24 protein-coding genes are annotated in these 24,015 nt (G+C 63.5%); 10 read left to right on the top strand and 14 right to left on the bottom strand.

Features of this window, described 5'->3' with window-relative positions; genetic code table 11:
* Nucleotides 1-291 precede the first annotated feature (291 nt).
* Nucleotides 292-1,491, bottom strand: coding sequence for a tyrosine--tRNA ligase (tyrS, locus tag CAG29_RS03570; RefSeq protein WP_085586204.1), 1,200 nt, complete (start codon nt 1,489-1,491; stop codon nt 292-294).
* Between the two features lie 212 nt (nt 1,492-1,703).
* On the opposite strand from tyrS, the gene CAG29_RS03565 reads away from it, so the two are divergent.
* A complete protein-coding gene (locus CAG29_RS03565) occupies nt 1,704-3,128 on the top strand; it encodes a peptidoglycan DD-metalloendopeptidase family protein (protein ID WP_085586206.1) in 1,425 nt (474 codons plus the stop codon).
* A 3-nt stretch (nt 3,129-3,131) separates the two neighbouring features.
* Nucleotides 3,132-4,223, top strand: a complete 1,092-nt coding sequence (locus CAG29_RS03560; protein WP_085693866.1) for an anhydro-N-acetylmuramic acid kinase — start codon at nt 3,132-3,134, stop codon at nt 4,221-4,223.
* A 72-nt stretch (nt 4,224-4,295) separates the two neighbouring features.
* Here CAG29_RS03560 and erpA read toward each other — a convergent pair whose 3' ends face one another.
* Nucleotides 4,296-4,646, bottom strand: coding sequence for an iron-sulfur cluster insertion protein ErpA (gene erpA, locus CAG29_RS03555; protein WP_003228776.1), 351 nt, complete (start codon nt 4,644-4,646; stop codon nt 4,296-4,298).
* Nucleotides 4,647-4,813: 167 nt separating this feature from the next.
* The gene (gene argC / locus CAG29_RS03550; RefSeq protein WP_085586210.1) at nt 4,814-5,848 is read right to left on the bottom strand and encodes an N-acetyl-gamma-glutamyl-phosphate reductase; all 1,035 of its coding nucleotides are present in this window, start codon (nt 5,846-5,848) and stop codon (nt 4,814-4,816) included.
* A gap of 133 nt (nt 5,849-5,981) precedes the next feature.
* Between argC and hemJ the strand changes: the two genes are divergently transcribed.
* The 6 genes from hemJ to coq7 all read left to right on the top strand — a co-directional run bounded on the left by hemJ (nt 5,982) and on the right by coq7 (nt 10,501).
* Nucleotides 5,982-6,413: a protoporphyrinogen oxidase HemJ gene (hemJ, locus tag CAG29_RS03545; RefSeq protein ID WP_085586212.1), complete on the top strand. Its 432-nt coding sequence runs from the start codon at nt 5,982-5,984 to the stop codon at nt 6,411-6,413.
* 33 nt (nt 6,414-6,446) lie between these two features.
* The gene (locus CAG29_RS03540; protein ID WP_085629920.1) at nt 6,447-7,415 is read left to right on the top strand and encodes a nitronate monooxygenase family protein; all 969 of its coding nucleotides are present in this window, start codon (nt 6,447-6,449) and stop codon (nt 7,413-7,415) included.
* Between the two features lie 88 nt (nt 7,416-7,503).
* Nucleotides 7,504-8,454: a DUF805 domain-containing protein gene (locus CAG29_RS03535; RefSeq protein ID WP_085586216.1), complete on the top strand. Its 951-nt coding sequence runs from the start codon at nt 7,504-7,506 to the stop codon at nt 8,452-8,454.
* Nucleotides 8,455-8,514: 60 nt separating this feature from the next.
* Nucleotides 8,515-9,303, top strand: coding sequence for an SDR family oxidoreductase (locus CAG29_RS03530; protein WP_085586350.1), 789 nt, complete (start codon nt 8,515-8,517; stop codon nt 9,301-9,303).
* Nucleotides 9,304-9,383: 80 nt separating this feature from the next.
* Complete coding sequence (locus CAG29_RS03525; RefSeq protein ID WP_003228789.1) at nt 9,384-9,722, top strand: histidine triad nucleotide-binding protein; 339 nt, start codon at nt 9,384-9,386, stop codon at nt 9,720-9,722.
* 131 nt (nt 9,723-9,853) lie between these two features.
* A complete protein-coding gene (gene coq7 / locus CAG29_RS03520; RefSeq protein ID WP_085586218.1) occupies nt 9,854-10,501 on the top strand; it encodes a 2-polyprenyl-3-methyl-6-methoxy-1,4-benzoquinone monooxygenase in 648 nt (215 codons plus the stop codon).
* A gap of 66 nt (nt 10,502-10,567) precedes the next feature.
* On the opposite strand, the gene speD is transcribed toward coq7, so the two are convergent.
* Both speD and CAG29_RS03510 read right to left on the bottom strand, forming a co-directional pair.
* Nucleotides 10,568-11,362, bottom strand: coding sequence for an adenosylmethionine decarboxylase (gene speD, locus CAG29_RS03515; RefSeq protein WP_085586220.1), 795 nt, complete (start codon nt 11,360-11,362; stop codon nt 10,568-10,570).
* Between the two features lie 237 nt (nt 11,363-11,599).
* Complete coding sequence (locus CAG29_RS03510; RefSeq protein WP_085586222.1) at nt 11,600-12,022, bottom strand: OsmC family protein; 423 nt, start codon at nt 12,020-12,022, stop codon at nt 11,600-11,602.
* Between the two features lie 236 nt (nt 12,023-12,258).
* On the opposite strand from CAG29_RS03510, the gene crp reads away from it, so the two are divergent.
* Nucleotides 12,259-12,903 carry a cAMP-activated global transcriptional regulator CRP gene (gene crp, locus CAG29_RS03505; protein ID WP_085586224.1) on the top strand — a complete coding sequence of 215 codons (645 nt, stop codon included), beginning with the start codon at nt 12,259-12,261 and terminating at the stop codon, nt 12,901-12,903.
* A gap of 10 nt (nt 12,904-12,913) precedes the next feature.
* Here crp and CAG29_RS03500 read toward each other — a convergent pair whose 3' ends face one another.
* From CAG29_RS03500 to CAG29_RS03485, 4 genes are all read right to left on the bottom strand, one after another.
* Nucleotides 12,914-13,609 carry a lipoate--protein ligase family protein gene (locus CAG29_RS03500; protein ID WP_085586226.1) on the bottom strand — a complete coding sequence of 232 codons (696 nt, stop codon included), beginning with the start codon at nt 13,607-13,609 and terminating at the stop codon, nt 12,914-12,916.
* A 133-nt stretch (nt 13,610-13,742) separates the two neighbouring features.
* Nucleotides 13,743-14,579, bottom strand: a complete 837-nt coding sequence (gene trpC, locus CAG29_RS03495; RefSeq protein ID WP_085629926.1) for an indole-3-glycerol phosphate synthase TrpC — start codon at nt 14,577-14,579, stop codon at nt 13,743-13,745.
* Nucleotides 14,576-15,625 carry an anthranilate phosphoribosyltransferase gene (gene trpD, locus CAG29_RS03490; RefSeq protein ID WP_085586230.1) on the bottom strand — a complete coding sequence of 350 codons (1,050 nt, stop codon included), beginning with the start codon at nt 15,623-15,625 and terminating at the stop codon, nt 14,576-14,578. Before trpD ends, trpC begins: the two co-directional genes overlap by 4 nt.
* Before the next feature lie 9 nt (nt 15,626-15,634).
* Nucleotides 15,635-16,228: an aminodeoxychorismate/anthranilate synthase component II gene (locus CAG29_RS03485; protein WP_085586231.1), complete on the bottom strand. Its 594-nt coding sequence runs from the start codon at nt 16,226-16,228 to the stop codon at nt 15,635-15,637.
* Nucleotides 16,229-16,656: 428 nt separating this feature from the next.
* Between CAG29_RS03485 and estP the strand changes: the two genes are divergently transcribed.
* Complete coding sequence (estP, locus tag CAG29_RS03480) at nt 16,657-18,567, top strand: esterase EstP (RefSeq protein ID WP_085629928.1); 1,911 nt, start codon at nt 16,657-16,659, stop codon at nt 18,565-18,567.
* A gap of 69 nt (nt 18,568-18,636) precedes the next feature.
* Here estP and trpE read toward each other — a convergent pair whose 3' ends face one another.
* The 5 genes from trpE to CAG29_RS03455 all read right to left on the bottom strand — a co-directional run bounded on the left by trpE (nt 18,637) and on the right by CAG29_RS03455 (nt 24,009).
* On the bottom strand, nt 18,637-20,115 hold the full coding sequence (gene trpE, locus CAG29_RS03475; protein WP_085629930.1) for an anthranilate synthase component I: 1,479 nt from the start codon (nt 20,113-20,115) through the stop codon (nt 18,637-18,639).
* A gap of 72 nt (nt 20,116-20,187) precedes the next feature.
* On the bottom strand, nt 20,188-21,006 hold the full coding sequence (locus CAG29_RS03470; RefSeq protein ID WP_085629932.1) for a phosphoglycolate phosphatase: 819 nt from the start codon (nt 21,004-21,006) through the stop codon (nt 20,188-20,190).
* A complete protein-coding gene (gene rpe, locus CAG29_RS03465) occupies nt 21,003-21,677 on the bottom strand; it encodes a ribulose-phosphate 3-epimerase (protein WP_085586240.1) in 675 nt (224 codons plus the stop codon). Before rpe ends, CAG29_RS03470 begins: the two co-directional genes overlap by 4 nt.
* 112 nt (nt 21,678-21,789) lie before the next feature.
* Nucleotides 21,790-22,938: an iron-containing alcohol dehydrogenase gene (locus CAG29_RS03460; protein WP_085586242.1), complete on the bottom strand. Its 1,149-nt coding sequence runs from the start codon at nt 22,936-22,938 to the stop codon at nt 21,790-21,792.
* A 246-nt stretch (nt 22,939-23,184) separates the two neighbouring features.
* Complete coding sequence (locus CAG29_RS03455; RefSeq protein ID WP_085586244.1) at nt 23,185-24,009, bottom strand: ABC transporter permease; 825 nt, start codon at nt 24,007-24,009, stop codon at nt 23,185-23,187.
* Nucleotides 24,010-24,015: the final 6 nt, after the last annotated feature.

Genomic DNA, 24,015 nt, shown 5'->3' with positions numbered 1-24,015 from the left:
AACTTCAACCACTTGCGCTTTCGATCTCTCGTCAGCGGGAGGCGAATTCTACAGCGTTGCACGCTGCTGTCAACACCTCTTTTCTCCGCTTTCGACCGGGAGGATCGAAACGCCGAAAGAGCCAAACAGCACCACCCTCTTCGACTCCCTCCGGGCTTCGCTGAACTGAAGCGGCCCACTGCCGAAAACTTCGTAACTCGTTGAATTTCAAGGAGTTTTCCGTTTCGACTGCGCCGGAAGTGGGGCGAATTATAGAGAACTAAAACTCGCCGTCAACCCTTTGTTTCAATCTTATTCAGATTTCAGCGTGATACGCGCAAACGCCTTCTTGCCAGCCTGGCAGACATGGGTCGCACCCAGCACATACATGAAGGAACGATCGACCACCTCACCATCGACACGCACACCGCCAGAACCCAGCAAGTCGCGCGCAACTGCCGAGTTCTTCACCAAGCCTGCCTTATTAAGCACCGCCGCGATCGGCATGTCCTCAGCAGCGGTCAGCTGGATCTCCGGCAAATCCTCCGGCAGCTCGCCATCCTTCATGCGGTTGCCTGCGGCACGATGCGCATTGGCCGCGGCCTCTTCACCATGGAAGCGAGCGACAATCTCTTCTGCCAGCTTGATCTTGATGTCACGCGGATTGGCACCCGCCTCGACATCCGCACGCAAGGCATCGATCTCGTCCATCGAGCGGAAGCTGAGCAGTTCGAAATAACGCCACATCAACGTATCGGGAATGGAAACCAGCTTGCCGTACATGACACCTGGAGCCTCCTGGATACCGACGTAGTTGCCCAGCGACTTGGACATCTTCTTGACGCCGTCCAGCCCCTCGAGCAACGGCATGGTCAGAATGCACTGAGCCTCCTGACCGTAGCCACGCTGCAGCTCACGCCCCATCAACAAGTTGAATTTCTGGTCGGTACCGCCCAGTTCGACATCGGCACGCAATGCGACCGAGTCGTAGCCCTGAACGAGCGGATAGAGGAACTCATGAATGGCGATCGGCTGATTGGTGGTATAGCGCTTGTCGAAGTCGTCGCGCTCGAGCATGCGGGCAACCGTGTACTGCGAAGTCAGGCGAATGAAGTCCGCCGGCCCCATCTGATCCATCCAGGTGGAGTTGAAGGCGACTTCGGTCTTCGCCGGATCCAGAATCTTGAACACCTGACTCTTGTAGGTCTCGGCGTTCTCCAGCACTTGCTCACGGGTCAGCGGCGGACGGGTCGCGCTCTTGCCGCTCGGATCGCCGATCATGCCGGTGAAGTCGCCGATCAGAAAGATCACCTGATGCCCCAGCTCCTGGAACTGGCGCAGCTTATTAATAAGCACGGTGTGCCCCAAGTGCAGATCCGGCGCAGTCGGATCGAAGCCGGCCTTAATACGCAGCGGCTGGCCACGCTTGAGCTTTTCGATCAGCTCGGACTCGACCAACAGTTCTTCCGCACCACGTTTAATCAGCGCTAGCTGCTCTTCAACCGACTTCATAACAGACCCGCAAGGCTCAGATTCAAAGGGAACCAACCATACAAGATCGCGCACCAAATACAAGGTTTGCCCGGCACGCGGACGCCAATCCGCAGGCACGTCGCCCGCAGACTTGCTTCAGAGATGATTTGGTTATATTTTATACAGTTATTTCATCTTCATCATGTCATTCATCTTTTCCAATTCATCTTTTTCAAAGTCAAAAGTCCTTTATGACCACAGAATCGTCTAAAGCGCCGCCGCTTTACCCGAAAACCCACCTGCTGGCCGCAAGTGGAATCGCCGCTCTCCTCAGCCTGGCCCTGCTGGTATTCCCTTCCAGCGATGTTGAAGCCAAAAAGACAACCTTGAGCCTTGAACTGGAAAGTCCTGCTGAACAACTGACACAGGATCAAGACGCCGCCGACGCCGTCCAAGCCACAAGCGAGCCCGTCACTTCCCCTTTCGCACAGATTGAAAACAGCGACGAAACGGCTCCGGAAACCGCCCAGGCGCCCGCCGCCCCTGCCGCGCCGGCCGAAGCAAAGAAAGCCCCGGGCCACAGGGAAGTGGTCGTCGCCAAAGGCGATACGCTTTCCACCCTCTTCGAAAAGGTCGGCCTTCCGGCCGCCGCCGTGCACGAAGTGCTGGCCAGCGACAAGCAAGCCAAGCAATTCAGCCAGCTCAAGCATGGCCAGAAGCTTGAATTCGAACTGAACCCCGAAGGCCAGCTGGTCAACCTGCACAGCAAGGTCAGCGATGTTGAAACCATCACCCTGACCCGCAACGACAAAGGTTTCGCGTTCAACCGTGTCACCGCCAAGCCGACCGTCCGCACCGCTTACGTCCACGGCGTGATCAACAGCTCCCTGTCGCAGTCCGCCGCCCGCGCCGGTCTGTCCCACAGCCTGACCATGGACATGGCCAGCGTATTCGGCTACGACGTCGACTTTGCCCAGGACATCCGTCAGGGCGACGAATTCGACGTGATCTACGAGCAGAAAGTGGTCAACGGCAAAGCCGTGGGCAACGGCCCCATCCTTTCGGCACGCTTCACCAACCGCGGCAAGACCTACACCGCCGTGCGCTACACCAACAAGCAAGGCAACAGCAGCTACTACACCGCTGACGGCAACAGCATGCGCAAGGCGTTCATCCGCACGCCGGTCGACTTCGCCCGCATCAGCTCGAAATTCTCCATGGGCCGCAAGCATCCGATCCTCAACAAGATCCGCGCCCACAAAGGCGTCGACTACGCGGCCCCCCGCGGCACGCCGATCAAGGCAGCCGGCGACGGCAAGGTGCTGCTGGCCGGTCGCCGCGGCGGCTACGGCAACACCGTGATCATCCAGCACGGCAACACCTACCGCACGCTGTACGGCCACATGCAGGGCTTCGCCAAAGGCGTGAAGACCGGCGGAACCGTCAAGCAAGGCCAAGTGATCGGCTACATCGGCACGACCGGCCTGTCCACCGGCCCGCACCTGCACTACGAGTTCCAGGTCAACGGCGTTCACGTCGACCCGCTGGGCCAGAAGCTGCCGATGGCCGACCCGATCGCCAAGTCCGAACGCGCCCGCTTCCTCGCGCAGAGCCAGCCGCTGATGGCGCGCATGGATCAAGAGAAGGCCACCTTGCTGGCCTCGAGCAAGCGTTAAGCCATGGCCCTTTACATCGGCGTGATGTCCGGAACCAGCCTCGACGGTCTGGACATCGCCCTGATCGAACAGACCTCGGCGATCCGCCTGATCGCCACGCACTACCTCCCCATGCCTGAATCCCTGCGCGCCGAGCTGCTTGGCTTGTGCGCCAGCGGCCCCGATGAGATCGCCCGCTCGGCCATTGCCCAGCAGCACTGGGTGACGCTCGCAGCGCAAGGCATTCACACCCTTCTCGAACAGCAGCGGCTCAGCGCCGACGACATCCGCGCAATCGGCAGCCACGGCCAGACCATCCGCCATGAACCGGCGCGTGGCTTTACGGTGCAGATCGGCAATCCCGCCCTGCTGACCGAGCTGACCGGCATCACGGTGGTCAGCGACTTCCGCAGCCGCGATGTGGCCGCCGGCGGCCAAGGCGCGCCTTTGGTTCCGGCCTTCCATGAAGCGTTGTTTGAGGAGCGTAACGGCAATCGCGCCGTTCTGAATGTCGGCGGTTTCAGCAATCTGAGCCTGATTGAGCCGAACGCACCTGTAGCCGGTTTCGACTGCGGCCCTGGGAATGTGCTGATGGACGCCTGGATCCACCGGCAGCGCGGCGAAAACTATGACCGCAACGGCGAGTGGGCGGCCAGCGGCAGCATAGATCCGACCCTGCTGGAAGCGTTGCTGAGCGACCCGTTCTTCGCCACTCAGGGCCCGAAAAGCACGGGGCGCGAGGTATTCAACCTGCCTTGGCTGGAGCGACACCTGTCACGCCTGCCGCAGGTTGCGCCAGAGGATGTCCAGGCGACGCTGCTGGAACTGACGGCGCATACCATCGTCCAGTCCCTGCAGGCGGCTCAAACCGAGACGCGGGAGCTTCTGGTCTGCGGCGGCGGCGCCCATAACGCCACACTGATGAAGCGCCTGGCCGAGCAGCTGCCGGACACCACCGTTGCCAGCACAGCGACCCACGGGGTCGACCCCGACTGGGTGGAGGCCATGGCGTTTGCCTGGCTGGCGCATTGCTGTCTCGAAGGCATCACGGCCAATCGCCCGAGCGTCACCGGCGCCCGAGGCTTACGCGTGCTTGGCGCGATCTACCCCAACTGACCGAACCGCAAACAGCAGAACGCCGCAGCTCCGTGAGGAACTGCGGCGTTTTGCTGTTTGCGCAAGAAAAATTCAGATCGAGAACGAAGAGCCGCATCCGCAGGTGGTGGTGGCGTTCGGATTCTTGATCACGAACCGCGAGCCCTCAAGACCTTCCTGGTAATCCACCTCGGCACCGGCCAGGTACTGGAAGCTCATCGGGTCGACCACCAGGCTGACCCCTTCGCGCTCGACGATGGTGTCGTCTTCGGCCACATCCTCATCGAAGGTGAAGCCGTACTGAAAACCTGAACAACCGCCGCCCGTAACGAATACGCGCAGCTTCAAGCGATCATTCCCCTCTTCATCGACCAGGCTCTTCACCTTGTGCGCGGCACCCTGGGTGAATTGCAAAGCCGTGGGGGTGAAGGATTCGACGCTCATGCTGACTATCTCCCGGCGCTAAGCCGTCATATTGCGTGATGACGCGCATTATCCGCTTGTCCTAGAAAATCGGTCAACTATTGTTACGGTATATCAATAAAGCCTTTCACTGGCCCGAATGCGAAAAGGCCCGTGTTCCGGGCCTTTTCGCTGTTCGCAAGGACGTGTTACGGCAGCATGCCGGCATGGGACAGACCCATGCGCTCATCCAGGCCGAACAGAATGTTGAGGTTCTGCACCGCCTGGCCCGACGCGCCCTTGACCAGGTTGTCGATGACCGACAGCACCACTACCAGGTCGCCGTCCTGCGGACGGTGCACGGCGATCCGGCACACGTTGGCGCCGCGCACGCTGCGGGTCTCCGGGTGGCTGCCGGCCGGCATGACGTCGACGAACGGTTCATTGGCGTAACGCTTCTCGAACAGCGCCTGGAGATCCACCGAACGGTCGGTCACGGTTGCGTACAGCGTCGAGTGAATGCCACGGATCATCGGCGTCAGGTGCGGAACGAACGTCAGGCCGACGTCCTTGCCCGCCGCACGGCGCAGCCCCTGGCGGATTTCCGGCAAGTGACGGTGACCTTTCACCGCATAAGCCTTGAAGCTTTCCGACGTCTCGGAGTACAGCGATCCTACAGAGGCACCACGACCGGCACCGCTGATGCCCGACTTGCAGTCGGCGATCAGGTGCGAGGCATCGGCAAGGCCGGCCTCGAGCAAAGGCAGGAACCCCAGCTGCGTGGCGGTCGGGTAGCAACCCGGCACCGCGATCAGGCGCGCCTTGCGGATCTGCTCACGATTGACTTCCGGCAGACCGTAGACTGCCTCGTCCAACAGTTCCGGCGCGCCGTGCGGCTGGCCGTACCACTTGGCCCACTCGTCGGCGTCCTGCAGGCGGAAGTCCGCCGACAGGTCGATGACCTTGGTGCCGGCGGCCAGCAGTTCACCCGCCAAGGCGTGGGCGACACCGTGGGGCGTGGCGAAGAACACCACATCGCAGGCGCCCAGGGTCTTGATGTCCGGAACGCTGAACGCCAGACCGTCGTAATGGCCGCGCAGGTTCGGGTACATGTCGGCGACGGCCATGCCGGCCTCGGATCGGGAAGTGATGACCACCACCTCTGCCTGCGGATGCTGCGCCAGCAGACGCAACAGTTCGACACCCGTGTAACCCGTGCCGCCGACGATACCGACCTTGACCATGAACCTGCCCTCAACGAACCCACTGGAAAGCCGTCGATGATAGGGGCCGCGCGCCCCTGCGACAACCGTCAAGGTGACGTGCGGCCGCCCGAGCCTCTACTATCCGGCTACCGTGAACCTGGGAATCAATCCAATGCTCTATCTGTGGCTCAAAGCGTTTCATATCGTCAGCGTGGTCTGCTGGTTTGCCGGGCTGTTTTACCTGCCGCGGCTGTTCGTCTATCACGCGCAAAGCGAGGACGCCGTCAGCAAGGAACGGTTCAGCGTCATGGAGCGCAAGCTGTACCGCGGCATCATGGGGCCTTCGATGATCGCCGTGCTGATCTTCGGCGGCTGGCTGATCAGCCTCAACCCGAGCGCCTATTTCACCCAAGGCGGGTGGATGCACGCCAAGCTCACGCTGGTCGCCCTTCTGATCGGCTATCACCATGTGTGCGGCGCGTACGTCAAACGCTTCGCCCGTGGCGAAAACACCCGCAGCCATGTCTTTTATCGCTGGTTCAATGAAGTGCCAGTTCTGATACTGCTTGTTATTGTAATTCTGGTCGTGGTTCGGCCGTTTTAACCTTCATAAGCACAACTCATCGGGGGATGTCCCATGTCGCTGCCCGCTTTGCTCGACCAACGCTTGCGCCTGCCCGTCGTGGCCGCGCCGATGTTCCTGATTTCCAACCCGGATCTGGTGCTAGCCTGTTGCCGCAATGGCGTGGTCGGCAGCTTCCCCGCGCTGAACCAGCGCGAAAGCAGCGGCTTCAAGGCCTGGTTGGAACAGATCGAGGCGGGCCTGGCGCTCATGGAAAACCCGGCGCCGTATGCGGTGAACCTGATCGTCCACCCCACCAACCCGAGGCTGCAGGCGGATCTGAACATCTGCGTCGAACACCAGGTGCCGATCGTCATCACAAGTCTGGGCGCGGTCAAGGAAGTGGTCGATGCCGTCCACAGCTACGGCGGCCTGGTGTTCCACGATGTGACCACCCGCCGCCACGCGGAGAAAGCCGCCGAGGCCGGTGTCGACGGTCTGATCGCCGTAGCGGCGGGCGCCGGCGGCCATGCCGGCACCTGGAGCCCGTTCTCGCTGATCGCGGAGATCCGTCAGTTCTTCGACAAAACCCTGCTGCTCGCAGGATGCCTGAACCACGGGCATGAGATTCTTGCTGCCCAAGTGCTAGGCGCGGATTTGGCCTACTTCGGCACCCGATTTATCGGCACCACCGAAAGTCATGCGCCTGACGCATACAAGGACATGCTGCTGACTGCCAAAGCGGCGGACATCATCCATACTCCTGCCGTGTCGGGCGTACCGGCCAGCTTCATGCGCCAGAGCCTGGAGGCCGCCGGCTTCGACATGGCGGCCCTGCAGGGCAAGGGCGACGTGAACTTCGGCGAAAAGCTCAAGCCCCTCAGCGATGAGGCCAAGGCCTGGAAAACCGTCTGGTCGGCGGGCCAGGGCGTAGGCGGAATCAAGGATCTGCCGAGCGTGGAGCAACTGGTGGCCCGCCTGGACAGCGAGTATCGCCAGGCACTGGCGCACGCGGCGCAGTTGCCGAACCGCTGGCCACGCTGAGAAAAAGGCCAGCCGATCCGCGGCCGGCCTTACACTCACCGACTGCGACACCCCACTTCAATCCATCTCGCGACAAGGATGCCCGGCCATGAGCGAAACCCGTTACAAGATCGTGTTCGACGGCGCTCTGCAGCCCGGAGTCGACATCACCACCGCCAAGCTCAACCTGGCGGATCTTTTCAAGAGCGATGTCGCCGCCATCGAGCGGCTGTTCAACGGGCGCACCGTCGCACTCAAGCGCGACCTGTCCCACAGCGATGCGCAGGTTTACCTGCAGGCACTGGGCAAGACCGGCATCGAAGCCCGAATCGAGCCCGAAACCACGGTCGAACTGAACCTGGCGGACGTGCACGAACAGGCGCCCGCTCAGGCGGAACCGGATTCGCCCTACGCCCCGCCCCGGGCCGACGTCGGCGACCACCTCCCCGAGTTCGCCACCCTCAAGCCGTTCAGTGTCGAAGGCCGGATCGGCCGCCTGCGTTTCCTGGCCTGGACGATGGTGTTGAGCCTGGTGACCCTGCCGATCATCGGCATCTTTGCGTTCATCGGGCTGGGCCTGGTCAGCACGGACTCCACCACCGGGCTGATCATCGGCGGCATCGTCGCGTTCTTTCTGTTCCTGGCCTTCAGCCTCGTCAGCATCCTGTTCAGCGTGCAGCGCCTGCATGACATCGGCTGGTCCGGCTGGCTCTGGCTGCTGAACCTCGTGCCGTTCGTGGGCAGCATTTTTCCGCTGGTGATGATGGTCATGCCGGGCAACGACGGCGCCAACCGCTATGGCCCGCCGCCACCGCCCAACACCACGGCGGTCAAGGTGCTGTGCTCGCTGTGGATCGTGTTCGTCGGGCTCATCTTCGCGGGCGCGATGGTCGGCGGTATTTCGGCGATCCAGGAGGAGTACGAAACCAGCCTGGAAAGCAGCTACGAAAGCGGCTCGGTGACCACCGACGAGATCGACTCCGTGGCCGAACCGGCAACGATTTCCGAGGACGAAGCAGCCGAAGCGGCCCCGCCCCCTGTAGACTCTGGCAAAGAATGAACAGCGCTCCGGCCCGCGACACCTGCGTCGCCGGCCGGAGCTGTTGCGATGGAGAACTGCATGACCCGTTACGCTCTGATCACCGGCGCCTCCAGCGGCATCGGCCTGGCCATGGCCGAAGCCCTTGCCCGCCGCGGCCGCAGCCTGATCCTGGTGGCCCGACAGCGTGATCAGCTGGAAAGCATTGCGATCGAACTGACCCAGCGCTTCGGCGTCGAGGTGCTGTTCCGCGCCTGCGATCTGGGCGAACCCTTGCGCCTGTCCGGCTTCCTGCTGGAACTGGAAGAAGGCGACCGGCAGATCGATCTGCTGGTGAACTGCGCCGGCATCGGCACCTGCGGGCCGTTCCTGGCCCAGGACTGGATGACCGAGCAGGACCTGATCGAGGTGAACATCCTCGCCCTCACCCGCCTCTGCCACGCCATCGGTAACAGCATGGCGCTGCAGGGCGGCGGGCAGATCCTCAACGTCGCCTCGGTCGCGGCGTTCAACCCCGGCCCGTGGATGAGCACCTACTACGCCAGCAAGGCGTATGTGCTGCACTTCTCCGAAGCACTGCGGGTCGAGCTGAAGAAGTGCGCGGTGAAGGTCTCGGTGCTCTGCCCGGGGCCGACCCGTACGGCGTTCTTCCGCACCGCCCAACTGAACGACGGAAAGCTCAACGACAGCCGACTGCTGATGAGCCCGGAAGAGGTCGCGCTGTACACCGTGCGCGCCCTGGAGAAAAACCGCGCGATCATCATCCCCGGCCGGATGAACCGCTGGTTCGCCTTCCTGCCGCGCCTGGGCTCGCGCTGGCTCAACCGCACCGTCACCGGCATGGTCAACAAGGCTTACTGCCCGCGCTGAAAGGCCGGCAGGCAATCGGCTGGGCGCGGTGAACCCGCATGGGTACACTCGACCCGCCCCACACAACGGAGAAAACAGCTGTGGATACTCTGTTCACCAAGATCATCAACCGGGAGATCCCGGCGAAGATCATCTACGAGGACGACCAGGTCCTGGCCTTCCACGACATCGCCCCGCAGGCGCCCGTGCATTTTCTGGTGATCCCGAAAAAGCCGGTGCGCACCCTCAACGACCTGACTGAAGACGACAAGGCACTGGCCGGGCACATCCTGTTCACCGCCCAGCGCCTGGCGCTGGAGCTGGGTTGCGAGGAAGGCTTCCGGGTGGTGATGAACTGCAATGAAAAGGGCGGACAGACCGTCTACCACATTCATATGCATGTGCTCGGTCAGCGTCAGATGAACTGGCCGCCGGGCTGAGTCTTTCCGCGGGAGGGGGCTTGCCCGCTCCCGCCGAAGTCTCCATCCCCTCTGAGTCACGATGACCCAGCGCAATCCTTCTCGGGCCGATTCGGTTAAACTGGCCGCCGAGATTCCCCCCGGAGGTCAGCATGACTACCCAACGTCACTACTCGCCCATTGACCGTCTTCTGCTGCAAGCCGATGCCGCCATGCGCACCTTGCTGCCGTTCAGCGGCCAGCCGCATCGCCCGTCGCCGGCCATCGTGCAGCCCGATGCGCAGATGAGCGACGAAGACACCCGCCATGTCGCCGGCCTGATGCGCATCAACCACACCGGCGAGGTCTGCGCCCAGGCGCTGTACCAGGGCCAGGCGCTCACCGCCAAGCTGCCGCAGGTGCGCGAAGCGATGGAGCATGCCGCCGAAGAAGAGATCGACCACCTGGTGTGGTGCGAGCAACGTATCCATCAGCTGGGCAGCCACACCAGCGTGCTCAACCCCTTGTTCTACGGCATGTCGTTCGGCATCGGCGCCGTGGCCGGACTGATCAGCGACAAGGTCAGCCTCGGATTCGTCGCGGCGACCGAACATCAGGTGTGCAAGCACTTGAACGAGCACCTGGAGCAACTGCCTGCCGAGGACGAAAAGTCCCGGGCGATCCTGGAGCAGATGCGCGTCGATGAGGAACACCATGCCGAAAGCGCGCTGCAGGCCGGCGGGTTCCGCTTCCCGGCGCCGGTGAAGTTCGGGATGAGCCTGCTGGCGAAGGTGATGACCAAGAGCACCTACCGGATCTGAACGCTCCCACACAATAAAAAAGGCGACTGCCCCCGGGGCAGTCGCCTTTTTTTGTGCTCGGGGATCTCAGCTCGGCATGTTGCGGGCGTAGAAGATCTCCAGCATTTCGTGTTTCACACGCTCGGTCACCTGGGCACGCTGCTCGGCCGACAGGTTGCTGGTGGCGTCGCCGAACAGGTAGTTGTCCAGTTCGAAGTTCTTCAGCAGCATTTTGGTGTGGAACAGGTTTTCCTGGTACACGTTCACGTCGGTCATCTGGTACGCGTCGCGGGTGTCTTCGGAGAGATAGTTCTGGATCGAGTTGATCTCGTGGTCGATAAAGTGCTTGTTGCCTTCGACGTCACGGGTGAAGCCGCGCACACGGTAATCCACGGTCACGATGTCCGAATCGAACTGGTGAATCAGGAAGTTGAGCGCTTTGAGCGGTGAAATCACGCCGCAGGTCGACACGTCGATGTCCACACGGAACGTCGCGATACCGTCGTCCGGATGGATTTCCGGATAGGTGTGCACCGTGATGTGGCTCTTGTCGAGGTGGGCGAGGATGATCTCGGGCAGCGGGCCCGGAGACTCTTCGATCTGACTCTCGGTCGGGGTCACCGGCTCTTCGGAGATCAGGATCGTGACGCTGGCGCCTTGTGGCTCGTAGTCCTGACTGGCGATGTTCAGGATGTTGGCACCAATGATATCGACAACTTCCGTGAGGATCTGCGTCAGGCGCTTCGCGTTGTACTCTTTGTTGATGTACTCGACGTAGGCCTGCTGGTCTTGCGGGGTTTCCGCGTAGCAGATGTCATAGATGTTGAAGCTCAAGGTCTTTGTCAGGTTATTGAACCCGTGGAGCTTGAGTTTGCTTTTCACCGTTGAAAACTCTCTATGTATGCGGCACGGCCGCGTGATCAAGCATGCCCGTCAAGTGCGAACGACGCACCTGCGTAGGACGGTTAACACCTCTTCGCGATGGCGATTTTGGTTATCTGTTCAGGCGGATGACCCGTCGGCAGACCGGTCACAGCCCTGAAAAAAGTGGCGCATTATGCAGACGTCGGCGGGGGATCGCCAGAGTCTGCACTGCTTTTATGATAGTTGAATGTCGGCTCAGCCGAGCTCGACGATCTCGTAGTCGTGGGTGATGGCCACACCGGCCGCGCCCAGCATGATCGAGGCCGAGCAGTACTTCTCGGCGGACAGCTCGATGGCGCGCTTGACCTGGGCTTCCTTCAGGCCGCGGCCCTTGACCACGAAATGCATGTGGATCTTGGTGAAGACCTTCGGGTCTTCGGTCGCGCGTTCGGCGTCCAGGAACGCTTCGCAGCTCTCGACGGCCTGGCGGGCCTTCTTCAGGATGCTGACCACGTCGAAATTGCTGCAGCCGCCGACGCCCAGCAAGAGCATCTCCATCGGGCGGACACCCAGGTTGCGGCCACCGGCCTCCGGCGGACCGTCCATGACCACGACATGGCCGCTGCCGGATTCGCCGAGGAACATGGCTTCGCCAGCCCATTGGATGCGTGCCTTCATCGCCAAGACTCCACTGTAGAAAAAAGGGCCGCCAGCTTAGCACAGGGCTACGCTTTGACAGCGACTGCCATTCCTAGGACGGATACGGCCATGACGTAGGTAAATTCTCGAATCTTCAAGGAAGTGTCTGGTAAGCTGGCGCCAAATCACTGACGCCCGGTCGACCTGTCAACGACCGCTCTCGGCGCCTCATAAAAAAATCAAACATAACCGTGCAGTCTTTTCGGGATACAACCATGGTTGGTATTACCCCCACCCCCAAAATCAAGAACCTCGACAAGCTGTTGATGCATTGCCAGCGCCGCCGCCATGCGGCCAAGAGCAACATCATCTGCGCCGGCGACCGTTCCGACACGCTGTACTTCATCATCAAGGGTTCGGTGACGATCCTGATCGAGGATGACGACGGCCGGGAGATGATCATCGCCTACCTCAACGCCGGGGACTTCTTCGGCGAACTGGGGCTGTTCGAACAGGCCGGCCAGGAACAGGAGCGCAGCGCCTGGGTGCGGGCCAAGGTCGAATGCGAAGTCGCGGAAATCAGCTACGCGAAATTCCGCGAACTGTCGCAACAGGATCCGGACATTCTTTACGTGCTCAGCGGACAAATCGCACAACGCCTGCGCAACACCACACGCAAGGTCGGCGACTTGGCGTTCTTCGACGTGACCGGCCGCGTGGCCCGCTGCCTGCTGGAACTGTGCAAGCAGCCCGATGCGATGACCCACCCGGACGGTATGCAGATCAAAGTGACACGTCAGGAAATCGGGCGGATCGTCGGCTGCTCGCGGGAGATGGTCGGCCGGGTGCTCAAGGATCTCGAGGACCGCAACCTGGTGGACGTGAAAGGCAAGACCATGGTGGTCTTCGGGACACGCTGAGCCCGCAGGCTCAAGCGTAGATTTGCGCCAGCATTGCCCGCAAGAGCACGTCGAGCCGCGCCAAGGCCTGCGCATCCGGAAATTTCTCATGCAGCGCAATGTGGCTTTGCGCACGCACCCGCTGCTCCAGCCCGCAGGCTTCGTTGAAGCGGTTGACGGCCGCGACCATCGACTCACGTTCGTCATCCATCAGCATCGCCCCGTGCACCAGCCCCACCGGCCGCTGACCGCCCTGACTCTGGCGCCAGCGCTGGGCGGTGCCGACCATCTTGCGTCCGTCGAGGTTGACGTTGAACCGGCCGTCGCAGAACGCACCGTCGATCTCGCCCAGGGAAGACATGCCACCCAACTCATCCAACAGCTGGCATATCGGATCGCACAAACGCCGATAGCCGGTCTCGATCCGGTTCAGGTCGCCCTCACTGCGCGGCGGCGCGTACACCAGTGCGATGTTGACGGTCGAGGCCGACTGCGGCACCGGTTCGCCGCCGGTTTCCCGCAGCAGCACGGGCCAGCCGGCCGCGGCCGACACTTCGCAGGCCCGATCGAAACCGGGCAGGCGGTTGAGGCGGCGCGGCATGACCAGCGCCCGGTCGCTCGGCTGCCAGAACAGCAGGCCGCATTCGGAATCGCCGGCGCAGACGGAGGCCAGCAAGTCCTGTTCGGCTTGCAGTCCGGATTCAATGGTCAGGGAGGTGGGGATCATAAGGTTTCCATGGGACTTGCGGTCTGAGGTGAATCTTATGCCGCCTTCGCGGGCAAGCCCGCTCCCACAGGGACAGCGCAAAACCTGTAGGAGCGAGCCTGCTCGCGAAAAGCTTGACTGGACGAACGGAAAATCAGTCGAGGGTCGAACCGCTCACCGGAACGCCGCGTTCCGGGAAGAACAGGCGCTGCAGCTCGGTGCCCGGGCTTTCGGCACGCATGAACGCTTCGCCGACCAGGAACGCGTAAACGTCGCTGATTTCCATCAGTTCGACGTCGGCGCGGTTGAGGATGCCGCTCTCAGTGATCACCAGGCGGTCGCGCGGGATGCGCGGCAGCAGGTCGAGGGTGGTTTCCAGGCTGACGTCGAAGGTGTGCAGGTTGCGGTTGTTGATCCCCACCAGCGGCGTGTCGAGGCTCTTCAGCGCGCGCTCCAGCTCATCGCCGTCGTGGACTTCCACCAGCACGTCGAGGCCGACGTCCTTGGCGACCGACGCCAGCTCCTTCATCTTCACGTCATCCAGGGCGGAGACGATCAGCAGCACGCAGTCGGCGCCCAGGGCCCGGGCTTCGACGATCTGGTACGGATCGATCATGAAGTCCTTGCGGATCACCGGCAGCGCACAGGCCGCGCGGGCCTGCTGCAGGTAGGCGTCGGCGCCCTGGAAGTAGTCGATGTCGGTCAGCACCGACAGGCAGGTCGCCCCGCCCTTCTCGTAGCTCTTGGCGATGTCGGCGGGCACGAAGTTCTCCCGGATCACGCCCTTGCTCGGCGAAGCCTTCTTGATCTCGGCAATCACCGCCGGCTGTTTCTTCTTGGCCTGCGCCAGCAGCGCGCCGGCAAATCCACGGGGTGCATCGGCCGTCCTGGCCAGGCTTTCCAGCTCGCTCAGGCTCACACGGGCGCTGCGCTCGGCGACTTCCTGAAACTTGCGGGCCAGAATGTTTTCCAGAACCGTCGGTACACTCATCCCTCATTCTCCACTTTGAATACCGCGGTAAAGGCGCCCAGCTCCTCGAGCTTCTCCCGAGCGAGGCCGGTGTGCAGGGCGTCGTGCGCAAGCGCCACGCCCTCTTTCAGGCTGCTGGCCAGGTCGGCGGCGTACAGCGCCGCACCGGCGTTGAGCACAATCATTTCAGCGGCTTTCTGGCCGCTCTCGGTCTTGCGCTTGCCCAGCGCATCGCGGATCAGCGCCAGCGACGCTTCCGGGCCTTCGACCGACAGGCCGTGCAGGCTCTGGCTCTTCATGCCCAGGTCTTCCGGCTCGACCCAGTATTCGCTGATCTGGCCATCCTTCAGCTCGGCGACGAAGGTCGGCGCCGCAAGGCTGAACTCGTCCAGGCCGTCCTTCGAATGCACCACCAGCACATGCTTGCTGCCCAGGCGCTGCAAGACTTCGGCCAGCGGCCGGCACAAGGCCGGCGTGAACACGCCCACCACCTGATGCTTCACACCGGCCGGATTCGTAAGCGGGCCGAGCATGTTGAACAGGGTACGCAGGCCGAGGTCGCGGCGCGGGCCGGCGGCATGTTTCATGGCTTTGTGGTGGGTCTGGGCGAACATGAAGCCGATGCCGACGTTGTCGATGCAGCGGGCCACTTGGGTCGGGGTCAGGTTCAGGTAGATGCCGGCGGCCTCCAGCAGGTCGGCGCTGCCGCTCTTGCCCGACACCGCGCGGTTGCCGTGCTTGGCCACGGTGCAGCCGGCCGCCGCGACGACGAACGACGAGGCGGTGGAGACGTTGAAGATGTTGGCGCCGTCGCCGCCGGTGCCCACCACGTCCACCACGCGGTCGAGGGTCTTGAGTTCGACCTTGTCCGCCAGCTCGCGCATGACCGAGACCGCGCCGACGATCTCGTCGATGCTCTCGCTCTTCATGCGCATGGCCATCATGAACGCGCCGATCTGCGCGTCAGTGCATTGGCCGGTCATGATCTCGCGCATCACATCGCGCATTTCATCGGTGCTGAGGTCGAGGTGGTCGACGATGCGGCTCAGGGCTGTCTTGATGTTCATGAGAGGTCCTTAGCGCACGCCGCCGGTCTGTTTGAGGAAGTTGGCGAACAGTTCATGGCCCTGTTCGGTCAGGATCGATTCCGGGTGGAACTGTACGCCTTCGATGTTCAGGGTCTTGTGGCGCAGGCCCATGATCTCGTCCACCGAGCCGTCCTCGTGCTGCGTCCACGCGGTCAGCTCCAGGCAGTCGGGCAAGGTCTCGCGCTTGACGATCAAGGAATGATAGCGGGTGACGGTCAACGGCCGGTTCAGGCCTGCGAACACGCCCTTGTCCTCGTGGAATACCGGGCTAGTCTTACCGTGCATCACCTGTCGGGCACGCACCACGTCACCGCCGAAGGCTTGGCCGATGGACTGGTGCCCGAGGCAGACGCCGAGGATCGGCAGCTTGCCGGCGAAGTGCTTGATCGCCTCGATGGAGACGCCGGCTTCGGTCGGGGTGCAGGGGCCCGGGGACACCACGATGCGCTCCGGGTTGAGCGCTTCGATCTGGGCGACGGTCAGTTCGTCGTTGCGCACGACCTTGACCTCGGCCCCCAGTTCGCCGAGGTATTGCACAACGTTGTAGGTAAAGGAGTCGTAGTTGTCGATCATCAGCAACATGGCGTTTCGAACCTCTTGAATTCTGGCTTGGAGACAGCCTTCGAACGGTTTGCCCGCAGGGCGCTGCACGATGTCGGACGCGCGGATCGCGTCGGCACAGCGGCGGTTCAGACAGGCAAGGAAGGCAAAGCAGTACAGATCCGGCGGGGCCGGCAGAGAAGATTCAGGCGCGCCAACGCCAGCGGGCGTGCGCCTTGATGACTTGATCCAGGAGTTTGCTGACGATCAACACGGGGAAGGTCTCGTTCATACGTTCCGGCACAGTAACTTAGCTGGGCAGAGCGTGCAATATGATGGCGGGGCCGGCCGGCGGCCAAATCGGACAAAGCGCGTCAAACCCGGGGAGTGTTCGCGACAGATGGCAAAACGCCGGATGTTTTTGGTACTGTCGTTTCGTTCACTACAACAATAAATAAACGGACTTGCTCATGATCAAACAGACGTTGTTCGTACCGCTGGCCGGATGCTTGCTCGCGATGGCCTGCGCCCAGGCGGTCGCCGCCCCAAACCCTTACTCGAATTTCGTCGTCTTCGGCGACAGCCTCAGCGACGCGGGGACGTTCACCGACAGCGGCGGCCCGGCCGGCTCGGGCAAGCGCTTCACCAACCGCACAGGTCCCGCCTACCGGGACGGCAGCGGCGAATTCTATTCGCTCAACGCCACCCAACTGCTCGGCGGACGGCTGGGTTTCACGCCGGACCAGACCGCCTCCGCCGACTCGGCGGTGCGCGCCAACCAAGGCCTGCCGGACGGCAACAACTGGGCCGTCGGCGGTTACCGCACCGACCAGATCCTGGACTCGATCACCAGCTCGTCCGCCTCCGGCGAACGCACCCGCACCGGCTACCTGCCGTCCAACGGTTTTCGCGCCGATCCGAACGCGCTGTACTACCTGACGGGGGGCGGCAACGACTTCCTCCAGGGCCGTGTCACCAGCCTCGCCCAGGCCAGCGCCGCCGCCGACCGACTGGTCGACAGCGTGCAGACCCTGCAAGGCGCCGGCGCCCGCTACATCATGGTCTGGCTGCTGCCGGACATCGGCCTGACCCCGGCCATCAACGGCTCGCCGCTGCAAGCCTTCACGTCGCAGCTCAGCGCCCAGTTCAACAACGAACTGGTCAGCCAGCTGCAAGGCGTCAACGCCAACATCATTCCGCTGAACATTCCGCTGCTGCTGGGCGAAGTGTTCGCCAACCCGGCCCAGTTCGGCCTGGCCACCGACCAGAACCTGGTCGCCACCTGCTTCAGCGGCAGCGGCTGCACCGAGAACGCCCGGTACGGCATCAACAGCGCCACGCCGGATCCGACCAAACTGATCTTCAACGACTCGGTGCACCCGACCGAGGCCGGGCAACGCCTGATCGCCGATTACGCCTACTCGCTGCTGGCCGCGCCGTGGGAACTGACCCTGCTGCCGGAAATGGCCCAGGGCTCGCTGCGCGCCCACCAGGACGAGCTGCGCAACCAATGGCTGGCCGACTGGGAGAACTGGCAGGGCGTGGGCCAATGGCGGGCCATCGTGGCCGCCGGCGGCCAGCATCAGGACTTCGACGACCAGAGCGCCGGGGCAAGCGCCGACGGCAACGGCTACAACCTGAACATCGGCGCCAGCTACCGCCTCGACGACGCCTGGCGCGTCGGCGTCGCGGCCGGGCTCTATCACCAGAAGCTCGAGGCCGGCGACAACGACTCGGACTACAAGCTCAATTCCTACATGGGCACCGTGTTCGCCCAGTACCAGCAGAACCGCTGGTGGGGCGACCTGGCGATGACCGCCGGCCGGCTGGACTACGACAGCCTCAAGCGCAAGTTCCAGCTGGGGGTCAACGAGCGCGGGGAGAAAGGCGACACCGACGGCTACGTGCTGGCCATCGGCGGCCGCGTGGGCTACGACATCGCGCCCGAGGCGAGCAGTCCGTGGCACCTGTCGCCGTTCGTCAGCGCCGACTTCGGCAAGGCGCAGGTGGATGGCTACTCGGAAAAAGGCGCGGACGCCACGGCGCTGACCTTCGACGACCAGTCGCGCATCTCCCGCCGGTTGGGCCTCGGCATCCAGGGCAAGTACCAGGTCACTGCACAGACCCAGGTGTTCGGCGAATTCGCCCATGAGCGCGAATACAACGACGATGCCCAGGACCTGACCATCAACCTCAACAGCCTGCCGAACAACCGCTTCACCCTCGAAGGCTACAAGCCGCAGACCAACCTCAACCGCCTGAACCTGGGCGTGAGCCACAACCTCAGCAAGGAAGTCGCCCTGCGTGCCAGCTACAACATCCGCAAGGACGACGACTTCACCCAGCAAGGGGTGAATGTCGGGGTGAGCCTGGACTTCTGACAGGCAGGCAACAAAAAAGCGGCGCCTTTTCAGGCGCCGCTTTCTTTTTGTGGCGAGGGTGACCCGATGTCAGTCCGGGGCCTGCTCGGCCAACGCCACGGCACGGAACATCGCCCGGCGCTTGTTGATGGTCTCTTCCCATTCCAGCGCCGGCACCGAGTCGGCCACGATGCCGCCGCCGGCCTGCACATGCAGTTCACCGTCCTTGATCACCGCCGTGCGGATCGCGATGGCGGTGTCCATGTTGCCGTTCCAGGCGAAATAACCCACCGCGCCGCCGTACACGCCGCGCTTGACCGGTTCCAGCTCGTCGATGATTTCCATCGCGCGGATCTTCGGCGCGCCGGACAAGGTGCCGGCCGGCAGGATCGCCCGCAGCGCGTCCATCGCGGTCAGGCCTTCCTTCAGTTGGCCGGTGACGTTGGAGACGATATGCATCACGTTGGAATAGCGCTCGATGACCATCTTCTCGGTGAGCTTCACCGAGCCGACTTCCGAGACGCGCCCGGTGTCGTTGCGGCCCAGGTCGATCAGCATCAGGTGCTCGGCGATTTCCTTGTCGTCCGACAGCAGGTCCTCTTCCAGCGCCAGATCCGCCTCTTCGGTGGCCCCGCGCGGGCGGGTGCCGGCGATCGGGCGCACGGTGATCAGGTTGTCCTCGACCCGCACCAGCACTTCCGGCGAACTGCCGACCACGTGGAAGTCGCCGAAGTTGAAGAAGTACATGTACGGCGTCGGGTTGAAGCAGCGCAGCGCGCGGTACAGGTCGATGGGCGCGGCCTTGAAGTCGATCGACATGCGCTGGGACGGCACGACCTGCATACAGTCGCCGGCCAGGATGTATTCCTTGATGGTGTCGACGGCTTTTTCGTAGTCGTTTTGAGTGAAGCTGGAGCGGAACACCGGCTCGGCCGCCTGTTGCTTGCCGAAATCCAGGCCCCGGCGCGGGGTGATCGGCTGACGGAGTTTCTCCAGCAAGGCCTGCAGCTGCGCCTGGCCCTGCTCATAGGCGTCGGCCCGGGACGGATCGGCCAGGACGATGGCGTGCATCTTGCCGGCGAGGTTGTCGAACACCACCACGGCGTCGGAGACCATCAGCAGGATGTCCGGCACACCCAGCGGATCCGGGTTCGGGCATTTGCCCAGCCGTTTTTCCACGTAGCGCACGCAGTCGTAGCCGAAGTAGCCCACCAGGCCGCCGTTGAAGCGCGGCAGGCCGGCGATGGTCGGCACGTTGTAGCGGGCCTTGAAGGCCTCGACGAACGCCAGCGGATCCTCGACGTCGTGGCTTTCGGTCTCGACGCCGTCGACGGTGACGCTCACGTGGTGGTCATGGACCCGCAGCACGGTGCGGCACGGCAGGCCGATGATCGAGTAGCGGCCCCACTTCTCGCCGCCTTGCACCGATTCGAGCAGGTAGGAGTTGGGCTGGTCGGCCAGTTTCAGGTAGATCGACAGCGGCGTGTCGAAGTCGGCCAGGGTTTCGCAGGCCAGCGGGATGCGGTTATAGCCGGCAGCGGCCAGGCGCAGGAATTCTTCGCGGATCATGGGGTGCCTCGTGGTGTGAGGTGCAAATCGGTCAGGTGTGCAAACGCGCCGGCAGGGCCGGCCAGGATCACGTCAGGCGCGCCAACGCCAACGGGCCAGGGCCTTGATGACTTTCATCCAGAGTTTGCGGGTGACCACCACGATGGCGTTTCCAGAAGGGGATTGAGAAGCGTCGGGCAACGTTATCCCAGCGGCCGGATCCAGGCAACCGGGAATTAGCGTGCGCAAATCGTCGATCACCAGCGCCGGGGACTCCTCGGCGATCGGCCGCCCGTGGTTGTAACCGTAGGTGAGGCCGACGCACTTGACCCCCGCCGCTTTCGCCGCCAGCACATCGCTGCGCGAGTCGCCGACGAACAGCGACTGCGAGGCCGGGATGCCGGCCATCTTCATGACGAAGAACAGCGCCGCCGGGTCCGGCTTCTTCTGCGGGAGGGTGTCGCCGCCGATGATCCACTTGAAGTAGCGGCCGATCTTCATCTGGTCCAGCAACGGCGCGACGAAACGCTCCGGCTTGTTGGTGATCAGGGCCATGGCCACGCCCTGCTTGTGCAGCCATTTGAGGGTGTCGCGCACGCCGGGGTAGACCACGGTCAGCTCATGGCTGGCGCCGTAGGCCTCCATGAAGACCTCCAGCGCCCGCTCGGCCTCGGCGTCGTCCACCGCCGAATGGTCCAGACCGCCGGCCAGCGCCCGGCGCACCAGCACCGGCGCGCCGTTGCCGACCCATTCGCGCACCGCCTCAAGGCCAGCAGGCTCGCGGCCGAGGGTGAGCAGCATGTTGTCCACAGCGGCCGCCAGGTCAGGAACCGAATCGATCAGCGTGCCATCCAGATCGAACATCACCAACCGCGGCAGTTGCCCCGGGAACAGCTGCTCAAAACCGCTCATGGACGGGCCGACGCCAGTTCGGAACGCATCTTGTCGATGACTTCCTTGTAGTCCGGCGCGTTAAAGATCGCCGAGCCGGCCACGAAGGTGTCGGCGCCGGCCGCGGCGATCTCACGGATGTTGTTGACGTTGACGCCGCCGTCGATCTCCAGGCGGATGTCGCGGCCCGACGCGTCGATGATCGCCCGCGCCTCGCGCAGCTTGTCGAGGGTGGCGGGAATGAACTTCTGCCCGCCGAAGCCTGGGTTGACGCTCATCAGCAGCACCATGTCGACCTTGTCGATCACGTACTTGAGCACGTCCAGCGGCGTGGCCGGGTTGAACACAAGGCCCGACTTGCAGCCGCCTTCGCGGATCAGCTGCAGCGAACGGTCGACGTGCAGCGAGGCTTCCGGGTGGAAGGTGATGTAGGTGGCGCCGGCCTCGATGAAGTCGCCGACGATGCGGTCCACCGGGCTGACCATCAGGTGCGCGTCGATCGGTGCGGTGACGCCGTACTTGCGCAGCGCCGCGCAGACCATCGGGCCGATGGTCAGGTTCGGCACGTAGTGGTTGTCCATGACATCGAAGTGAACGAAGTCGGCGCCGGCGGCCAGGACGTTGTCCACTTCCTCGCCCAGGCGGGCGAAGTCGGCGGAGAGAATCGACGGAGCAATTACGAAGGGCTGCATGACGCACCTTTTCTGAGCCAAATCACGATGGCGCGCATTGTAGCCTCATGCTTTGGCGCGCGCACCGTGACCGCGATGATTGGGTTGTGCCATGACGGACGGCCGCCGCGCCTCAGTAGGCTGCGCGGTAGATCTTCTCGATGTCGGCGGCGCTGAGCCGGCGCGGGTTGTTGCGCATCAGGCGCTCGATCCCGGCGGCCTCCACGGCCATGGCCGGGATCGCCTCCTGCGTGACGCCGACGCTGCGCAGCCCCGCCGGAACCTCCACCGCCGCGCACAGCTCGGCCATGGCCTGCACGGCCTTGTCCGCCGCTTCGTTGAGGCTCAGGCCGGCGGTCTTCACCCCCATGGCTTCGGCGATATCCTGCATCCGCTCGACGCAGGCCATCTTGTTCCAGGTCATGACATGGGTCAGCAGCAACGCATTGCTCAGGCCATGGGCGACGTTGAAGCGCCCGCCCAGCGGATAGGCCAGCGCATGCACCGCGCCCACCCCGGCATTGCCGAACGCCATGCCGGCCATCAGGCTGGCGGTGGCCATGTCTTCCCGCGCCTGCAGGTTGGCGCCGTTGGCGTAGGCCTTGGGCAACGCCTTGGCGATCAGCCGGATCGCGCCGATGGCCAGGGAATCGGTGATCGGCGAGGCATTGACCGACAGGTAGGATTCGATGGCATGCACCAGGGCATCGATGCCGCTGGCGGCGGTGACGCCGCGCGGGCAGGTCAGGGTCATCTGCGGGCTGACCAGCGCCACGTCCGGCAACAGGTAGTCGCTGACGATGCCCTTTTTCAGCTGCGCGGCCTTGTCCGAGAGGATCGCGACGTTGGTGACCTCCGAACCGGTGCCGGCGGTGGTCGGGATGGCGATCAGCGGCGGCCCCTTGCGCGGCACCTGGTCGACGCCGAACAGGTCCTCCAGCGCCCCGTGGTAGCCGGCGTACGCCGCGACGCTCTTGGCGATGTCGATGGCGCTGCCGCCGCCCAGGCCGATCAGCCCGTCGTGCCCGCCCTCGCGGTAGGTGCGCATGCAGTCCTCGACGATGGCGGTTTCCGGATCCGGCTGCACCCGGTCGAAGATCTCGTAGTCGCGCCCGCCCATCTGCGCCAGCGCCAGCTCCACGGTGCCGGACTTGACCAGCGCGGCGTCGGTGACGATCAGCGGGTTGTCGACATCCAGCCGCGTCAGTTCCGCCGCCAGTTGCTCGATGGCCCCGGCGCCGGTGATCAGTTTGTGAGCGATCTTGAACGAGGAAAGACTCATTGTGCGCAGCCTCTTATAGGTATGGGAGCTGAGCACAAGCGTAGCTGGGGATTCGGGGTTGTCTGCCATTCAGCGCATGAATGGCCGCCGCGCGGATGCCATCGCCAGCAGGCTGGCTCCCACAATGTTGGCTGCGTTGAATGCGGATGCCGTATCCAGCGAGTATCCCTGTGGGAGCCAGCCTGCTGGCGATGGCGCCGGTGAAGGCGCCGCAAGACAGTGGCTCCCGCAGTGGATGGGACGGCCTCAGACCTGGGTGGTACGCAGTTTCTCGCTGCGCCCGCGCAGCCATTCCAGGGTCAGCAGCAGGATCACCGAAAAGGCGATCAGCAGCGTGGCGGCGGCGGCGATGGTCGGGCTGAGGTTTTCGCGGATGCCGCTGAACATCTGCCGGGGCAGCGTCGCCTGCTCGGGGCCGGCGAGGAACAGGGTCACCACCACCTCGTCGAACGACGTCGCGAAGGCGAACAGCGCCCCGGAGATCACCCCCGGCGCAATCAACGGCAAGGTCACCCGGCGGAAGGTCACCAGCGGCGAGGCGCCGAGGCTGGCGGCGGCGCGCACCAGGTTGTGGTTGAAGCCCTGCAGGGTCGCGGACACGGTGATGATCACGAACGGCACCCCCAGCACCGCATGCACCACGATCAGCGAGAAGAAGCTGTTGCCCAGCCCCAGCGGCGCGAAAAACAGGTAGCTGGCCACGCCGATGATCACCACCGGCACCACCATCGGCGAAATCACCAGCGCCATCACCAGCGACTTGCCGGGGAAGTCCCCGCGGGTCAGGCCGATGGCCGCCAGGGTGCCGAACACCATCGCCAGCACGGTCGCTGCCGGGGCGACGATGATGCTGTTTTTGAGCGAGCGCATCCATTCGGCCGAGGCGAAGAAATCGTGGTACCACTGCAGCGAGAAGCCCTGCAGCGGGTACACCAGGAAACTCCCCGAGTTGAACGACAGCGGCACGATCACCAGCACCGGCAGGATCAGGAACAGCAGGATCAGGCCGCAGAGGATCCGCAGGCTGTAGAACCACACCCGTTCGACGGGCGACATGTAAGGACTCAGCATCTCGGT

Origin of the sequence: Pseudomonas sp. B7(2017) (assembly GCF_002112745.1) — a bacterium.
Classification (GTDB): Bacteria; Pseudomonadota; Gammaproteobacteria; order Pseudomonadales; family Pseudomonadaceae; genus Aquipseudomonas; species Aquipseudomonas ekonensis.
The sequence above is the reverse complement of the archived record's forward strand: the minus strand, read 5'-3'. Positions and strand labels throughout refer to the sequence as shown.